The sequence below is a fragment of the Caulobacter sp. AP07 genome (assembly GCF_000281955.1).
Lineage (GTDB): Bacteria > Pseudomonadota > Alphaproteobacteria > Caulobacterales > Caulobacteraceae > Caulobacter.
Genome location: NZ_AKKF01000129.1, coordinates 21,469 through 27,503 on the forward strand (window position 1 = coordinate 21,469; position 6,035 = coordinate 27,503).

Here is a 6,035-nt window from a genome sequence, read left to right on the forward strand (position 1 = left end):
GGGCGCGATGCTCGATGACTTCATCGACAAACTGATCTCGCGGTTGATGGCGGGGGCGGGGTTGATCATGGCGGCGGCCATCGCCGCCGTGGCCGGGGCGATGGCGGTGTTCGCCTTTCTCAGCCAGTGGGTCGGCGCGGCCTGGGCCTACGCCATCGTCGCGACCGTGGCGGCCGTGGTGGTGGCGGTCTGGGCGCTGCTGCAGAAACAGCACCGGGACCGCGTCCGTCCGCCGCCGCTGGAGCAGCGCGTGATGACCATGATGCAGGCCCATCCGACGGCGTCGTTCCTGGCCGGCATGGCCGCGGCGACCCTGCTGAAGGGCAAGCCGTCGCTGGCGGCCAGCCTTTGGGAGGCGCGGAAGGGCAAGCCGCGGTAAATCCTCCCCCTTTGGGGGAGGTGTCGGCGAAGCCGACGGAGGGGCATGCTGAGCCGGCGGGGAAGACCCCCTCCGGCCCTCTGGGCCACCTCCCCCAGAGGAGGAGGATTTGGCGCCCCCTATCCCTTCGGCGAAATCCTCAGCACCCGTCCGTCATCCTCGTCGGTGACCACGTACACCGCCCCGTCCGGGCCCACCCGCACGTCGCGGATCCGGAAGTTCAGCTCCGACAGCAGGCGCTCCTCGCCCGTCACCTTGTCGTCCTTCAGCGTCAGGCGCACCAGGTAGCCCTTCAGCCCGCCGACGAACAGGCTGCCCTTCCAGGCCGGGAACAGGCCCGCGTCGTAGAACGCCAGGCCCGAGGGGGCGATCACCGGGTCCCAGTAGTAGATCGGCTGCTCCATGCCGGCCTTCTGGGTGATTCCGTCGCCGATCGGCTTGCCGGAATACTCCTCGCCATAGGTGATGGTCGGCCAGCCATAGTCCTTGCCAGCCTTGGGGGTGTTGATCTCGTCGCCGCCCTTGGCGCCGTGTTCGGCGGTCCACAGCTGGCCGCTCCACGGGTTGATCGTCGCGCCCTGGAGGTTGCGGTGGCCCATCGACCAGATCTCGGGCTTGGCCTGCGGGTTGCCGACATAGGGGTTGTCGGCGGGGATCGAACCGTCGGGACGGATGCGGATGACCTTGCCCAGGGCGGCGTCCAGGTGCTGGGCCTGCACCCGGCCCTCCTGGATCGAGCGCTCGCCGGTGGTGATGAACAGCGCCCCGTCGCGGGCGAAGGCCAGGCGGCCGCCGAAGTGCAGGGGCGAATCCAGGGCCGGCGCCTGCCGCCAGATCACCTGGACGTTCTCCAGCCTGGGCGCGACCCCTGGGACCAGCTTGCCGCGCGCCGCCGTCGTGCCGTTGCCGCCGCCTTCGCGGGCCTCGGCATAGGTCCAGTAGATCAGGCCGTTCTTGGCGTAGTCCGGATCCAGCGCCACGTCGAACAGGCCGCCCTGGCCCTCGGCATAGACCGCCGGCAGGCCGGTGACGGCCGGCGACAGCTTGCCGTCGGCGCCGAGAATCCGCAGGGCGCCGGCCCGTTCGGTGACCAGCTTGGACCCGTCGGGCAGGAAGGCCAGGCTCCAGGGGTGGTTCAGGCCGGTGGCCAGGGTCTCGACCTGGTAGGCGACGCCCAGCTTCTGCTCGGGCGCGCGGGTCTGCTGCGGGAAGGCGGGCTTCTGGTCGGGCGCGTTGGGCGGGGCGGTCTGGACCGGCGGATTGGCCGGAACCTGGGCCTCGCCGGCGGGACCGCAGGCGGACAGGGCGAGCACGGCGAGGGCGAGGTGGCGAAGACGCATGTGGACTGTCCAGTTGGGGGAGGGCGGGCGATTGGCCAGGTGACTACGTTGTCATTGCGCCGTGCGCTTGTCATCCGCGCTTGAGGGGGATGGGCGCGTTGACTTCCCTTTCCGCCCCGACGAAGGTCCGGCCTCGCCACGCCCTGGCTTGTTTCGCGGAGCTCGCCTTGACCGCCATCCTGCATGCCATGCTCGGCAAGGGTCTGGGCGGCCTGGAGCAGGTGTTTCTCGATTACCAGCCCATCCTCGAGGCCTATGCGGCCGCCGATGGCGGCCGGGCCGTTGGCGCGGTGCGGACCGGCGGCAAGGTCGCCGCCCAGGAGGCGCGCCGGGTTCCGCCCCTGGCCACCCTGCCGGCCTATACCGACTGGGACCCGGTCACGCTCGGCGCGGCCCGGCGGCTGGTCAAGGCCACCGCGCCCGACCTGATCCTCAGCCACGGCCAGCGCCCGGCCCGCCTGCTGGCCCGGGTCGCGCCGCCCCAGGCCGTGCTGGCGGTCTGCGTGCACAAGCCGGCCTTCGACATCGAGACCACCCGCACCCACTACCTCTGCGTCGGCCGGCACCTGGCCGAGCTGGCGATCGAGCGCGGCGTCCCGGCCGAGCGCGTCCACGTCGTGCCCAACGCCGTCAAGCCGCCGGCCGTCCTGGCGACGCCGTTCAGGGACGGGATCTGCGCGCCGCGCATCGTCGCCGCCGGTCGGCTGCACCCCAAGAAGGGCTTCGACGTGCTGATCGCCGCCCTGGCCCAACTGCGCGACCGGGGGCAGGGCTTCGAGGCCGAGATCGCCGGCGAGGGCGACGAGCGCGGCAAGCTGGAGGGGCTGATCGCCCAGCACGGCCTGGGCGACAGCGTGCGCCTGGTCGGCTGGCGAAGCGACGTCTCGGCCTTCCTGGCCACCGGCGACGTCTTCGCTTTCCCGTCGTACCAGGAGGGTTTTCCGCTGGTGCTGCTGGAGGCCATGGCCGTCGGCCTGCCGGTGGCGTCCAGCGCCATTCCCGGCCCGGTCGAGATGATCGCCGAAGGCGTCGACGGCCGCCTGGTCCCGCCGGGCGACGCCGCCGCCCTGGCCGCCAGCCTGGCCGGGCTGATCGCCGCGCCCCAAACCGCCGTGGCCCTGGGCGTCGCGGCCCGCGCCAAGGTGCTGGCCGACTATGGTCCGCGGAGCCTGAAGCGGCGTCTCGACGCGGTGCTCGATCTGATGCTCGGACGGGCTTGAAGCCGCCCCCGCTTTGCGCTTATAAGCCCGCCTCCGCTTCGCGCGGGCTGGGTAGCTCAGATGGTTAGAGCGGTGGATTCATAACCCACAGGTCGGCGGTTCGATCCCGCCCCCAGCCACCAAGCGGATATGCCGAAAGTCTGAGACGGGTGGAGAGCGGACGCTACGCTCCCTCAATCGCGCGTGGCGCGCGGCTGCATCACCCCCAGGCGACCTCGGCGCGTCGGCTCCCGCCAAGGATGGTCGAGCGCGAGCTGTCGCACGAAGGGTCCGTTGTTGGACTGGACGACACCTTGTAGGTTGGCGCCCATGGCGCTCAAGCGGATGGACAACGTCGGAATCGTCGTCGACGACCTCGAAGGGGCGATTGATTTCTTTCGCGAGCTCGGCCTCGAGCTCGAAGGGCGGGGCGCCATCGACGGAGAATGGGCCGGACGTGTCACCGGGCTGGGCGATCAGCACGTCGAGATCGCCATGATGCGCACGCCGGATGGCCACGGCCGGGTCGAGCTCTCCCGCTTCCTCACGCCGCCCCCCGTCGCGGATCACCGCAACGCCCCGGTGAACGCCCTGGGCTACCTCCGCGTCATGTTCACCGTGGACGACATCGACGAGACGCTTGAAAGGCTCCGCAAGCGCGGCGCGCGGCTCGTAGGCGAGGTCGTGCAGTATAAAGACGCGTATCGGCTCTGCTACATCCGCGGACCCGAAGGGCTTCTCATCGGACTCGCCCAGGAACTCGGCTGAGCGCCATACGAAGGCGATGACGAAGAGCGATCGATGTTCGCGAGCGCCTCACGCTAGTCGAATTTTGCGCAAGGCGTTGGCGGGCGGCGCCGATCTCACCGCATGGGCCGGGCTTGGCGCCACGCGCCGGCTCCGATGGTGTTTCAGGGCGAGGGATCAGTCCTGAAAGTACCGACGCCGCCGGCCGCGCTTGCGCCGCAGGTTGCCGAGGCGTGGCGCCAGGCTCGGCCAGGCCAGCATGCCGAGCAGGAAGACAATGAAGAAAACCGAGACGAACTGAAACACCAAGGGCTCCTGGCTGTGAGCGATATCCCCCTTGCCCGATCTCGTTCTTTTGCTGCCAGGCGCCTGGATCGTGGAAGAACGCCCTGTTCAAAATATGGCTCCTTGGCCGTGAGCGGAATGGTGTGGACGAATTTTCCCGGCCGGCGTGTCGGGTTGAGGCGTCGCTGATCGTCCTGGGAACGAAAGGTGCGCAGTCCGATGCTTTACGCCATATTTTGTTACAGTCGCGAGGACGTGGTCGGCGCCTGGACCTCGGCGGAGGATGCTGCGGTGATGACCAGGCTGGCGATCGTCGAACAGAAGCTGGCCGTGACCGGGCGGCTGGGGCCGGTGGTCCGCTTGTTGCCGACCACCACCGCCGTCACCCTGCGCAAGGGCCGCGAGACGCTGGTGATCGACGGCCCGTTCGCCGAGACCCGGGAGCAATTGCTGGGCTTCTATGTCGTCGATTGCGAAGGGCTGGAGCAGGCGATCGACGCCGCGCGCGAACTGGCGATGGCCAATCCCGGGACCGGCGCCTATGAGATCCGGCCCATCGGCCTGTACCGGCCCGTCGCCGTCCGCGGCCTCCCGGGCGGGGCCATGAAACGGTTCGGCGCATGAGCGAGATGGCGAGCATGGGGGGAGCCGGCATGGACGGGGCCTGGATCGACGCGGCCCTGACCGCGGCCCGCCCGCAGGCGGTGGCGGCGCTGCTGCGCTATTTCCGCGACCTGGACACCGCCGAGGAGGCCTTCCAGGACGCTTGCCTGCGGGCCCTGAAGGCCTGGCCCAAGAACGGTCCGCCGCGCGATCCGACCGCCTGGCTGATCCTGGTCGGCCGCAACGCGGCGCTCGACGGGGTGCGCAAGCGCAGCAAGTCCGCGCCCCTGCCGTCGGAAGAGCTGATCTCCGACCTCGACGACGCCGAGGCCGCCCTGGCCGACCGGCTGGACGGCGAGCACTATCGCGACGACGTGCTGCGGCTGCTGTTCATCTGCTGCCACCCCGACCTGCCGGCCACCCAGCAGGTGGCCGTGGCCCTGCGTATCGTCTCGGGCCTGTCGGTCCGGCAGATCGCCCGCGCTTTCCTGGTCAGCGAGGCGGCGATGGAGCAGCGCATCACCCGGGCCAAGGCCCGGATCGGGGCCGGCGACGTGCCGTTCGACACGCCCGGCCCGCTCGAACGGGCCGAGCGGCTGAGCGCGGTGGCGGCCATGGTCTATCTGATCTTCAACGAGGGCTATTCGGCCAGCGGCGAGGCCGTGCAGGCCAAGGGCTCGCTGTGCGACGAGGCCATCCGGCTGGCGCGGCTGCTGCTGCGGCTGTTCCAGGGCGAGCCGGAGGTCATGGGCCTGACGGCGCTGCTGCTGTTGCAGCACGCCCGCGCCCCGGCCCGGTTCGACGCCGCGGGGGCGGTGGTGCTGCTCGAGGACCAGGACCGCGGCCTGTGGAACCGCCGGATGATCACCGAGGGCCTGGCCCTGATCGACAAGGCGGTGCGCCATCGCCGGCCCGGCCCCTACCTGGTGCAGGCGGCGATCGCCGCCGAGCACGCCCGCGCCGAACGGGCCCAGGACACCAGCTGGGCGCGGATCGACCTGCTGTACGGCGACCTGGAACAGCTGGCGCCGTCGCCGGTGGTCAGCCTGAACCGCGCGGTGGCGGTGTCGAAGGTGGCCGGGCCCGAGGCGGCCCTGGCGATGATCGAGCCCCTGGCGTCCCGGCTGTCGGGCTATTTCCATTTCTTCGGCCTGAAGGGCGGGCTGCTGCTGCAACTGGGACGCCGGGAGGAGGCCCGCGCGGCCTTCGACCAGGCCATCGCCCTGGCCAACACCACCGCCGAGGCCGCGCACATCCGCCTGCACCTGGACCGGTTGATGCAGGACGGGGCGGCGGCCGAAAAATAATTCGCGGCCCCTGTCGGATCGCCCGGCCCGGCTTCGTCCTTCGAGCATGCCGCCCAGCGGGGAAGCCCCGGGGGGAAAGAAGGAGATGACCATGAGCGAAGAAGCCGCCGTCCGCGCCGCCATCGACGCCCGGGCCGCCGCCCTGGGCGCCAAGGACGCGGCGGGCGTCGCCGCC

The 6,035-nt window shown here is 70.7% G+C and carries 7 protein-coding genes and 1 tRNA gene; 6 read left to right on the forward strand and 2 right to left on the reverse strand.

From position 1 onward, the window contains the following. Nucleotides 1–7: 7 nt before the first annotated feature. Entirely contained in the window at nucleotides 8–379 is a 372-nt protein-coding gene (locus tag PMI01_RS08535) for a hypothetical protein (protein ID WP_007666823.1), read from the forward strand. A 119-nt stretch (nucleotides 380–498) separates the two neighbouring features. Here PMI01_RS08535 and PMI01_RS08540 read toward each other — a convergent pair whose 3' ends face one another. Continuing rightward, a complete protein-coding gene (locus PMI01_RS08540; RefSeq protein WP_007666824.1) occupies nucleotides 499–1,719 on the reverse strand; it encodes a PQQ-dependent sugar dehydrogenase in 1,221 nt (406 codons plus the stop codon). Nucleotides 1,720–1,886: 167 nt separating this feature from the next. On the opposite strand from PMI01_RS08540, the gene PMI01_RS08545 reads away from it, so the two are divergent. From PMI01_RS08545 to PMI01_RS08555, 3 genes are all read left to right on the forward strand, one after another. After that, the gene (locus tag PMI01_RS08545) at nucleotides 1,887–2,939 is read left to right on the forward strand and encodes a glycosyltransferase (RefSeq protein WP_007666825.1); all 1,053 of its coding nucleotides are present in this window, start codon (nucleotides 1,887–1,889) and stop codon (nucleotides 2,937–2,939) included. Between the two features lie 45 nt (nucleotides 2,940–2,984). Continuing rightward, a tRNA-Met gene (locus PMI01_RS08550) sits at nucleotides 2,985–3,061 on the forward strand. 187 nt (nucleotides 3,062–3,248) lie between these two features. After that, the gene (locus PMI01_RS08555; RefSeq protein ID WP_007666826.1) at nucleotides 3,249–3,686 is read left to right on the forward strand and encodes a VOC family protein; all 438 of its coding nucleotides are present in this window, start codon (nucleotides 3,249–3,251) and stop codon (nucleotides 3,684–3,686) included. A gap of 156 nt (nucleotides 3,687–3,842) precedes the next feature. On the opposite strand, the gene PMI01_RS28050 is transcribed toward PMI01_RS08555, so the two are convergent. After that, on the reverse strand, nucleotides 3,843–3,971 hold the full coding sequence (locus PMI01_RS28050) for a hypothetical protein (protein ID WP_255348034.1): 129 nt from the start codon (nucleotides 3,969–3,971) through the stop codon (nucleotides 3,843–3,845). Nucleotides 3,972–4,169: 198 nt separating this feature from the next. On the opposite strand from PMI01_RS28050, the gene PMI01_RS08560 reads away from it, so the two are divergent. After that, entirely contained in the window at nucleotides 4,170–4,574 is a 405-nt protein-coding gene (locus PMI01_RS08560) for a YciI family protein (RefSeq protein WP_007666830.1), read from the forward strand. Then, nucleotides 4,571–5,860, forward strand: a complete 1,290-nt coding sequence (locus PMI01_RS08565) for an RNA polymerase sigma factor (RefSeq protein ID WP_007666833.1) — start codon at nucleotides 4,571–4,573, stop codon at nucleotides 5,858–5,860. Before PMI01_RS08560 ends, PMI01_RS08565 begins: the two co-directional genes overlap by 4 nt. Nucleotides 5,861–6,035 lie beyond the last annotated feature (175 nt).

What these genes read in the sequence shown, in the direction of transcription:
- PMI01_RS08535 (WP_007666823.1), top strand. Translation starts at nt 8, where the DNA reads ATGCTCGATGACTTCATCGACAAACTGATCTCGCGGTTGATGGCGGGG.
- PMI01_RS08540 (WP_007666824.1), bottom strand. Translation starts at nt 1,719, where the DNA reads ATGCGTCTTCGCCACCTCGCCCTCGCCGTGCTCGCCCTGTCCGCCTGC.
- PMI01_RS08555 (WP_007666826.1), top strand. Translation starts at nt 3,249, where the DNA reads ATGGCGCTCAAGCGGATGGACAACGTCGGAATCGTCGTCGACGACCTC.
- PMI01_RS08560 (WP_007666830.1), top strand. Translation starts at nt 4,170, where the DNA reads ATGCTTTACGCCATATTTTGTTACAGTCGCGAGGACGTGGTCGGCGCC.
- PMI01_RS08565 (WP_007666833.1), top strand. Translation starts at nt 4,571, where the DNA reads ATGAGCGAGATGGCGAGCATGGGGGGAGCCGGCATGGACGGGGCCTGG.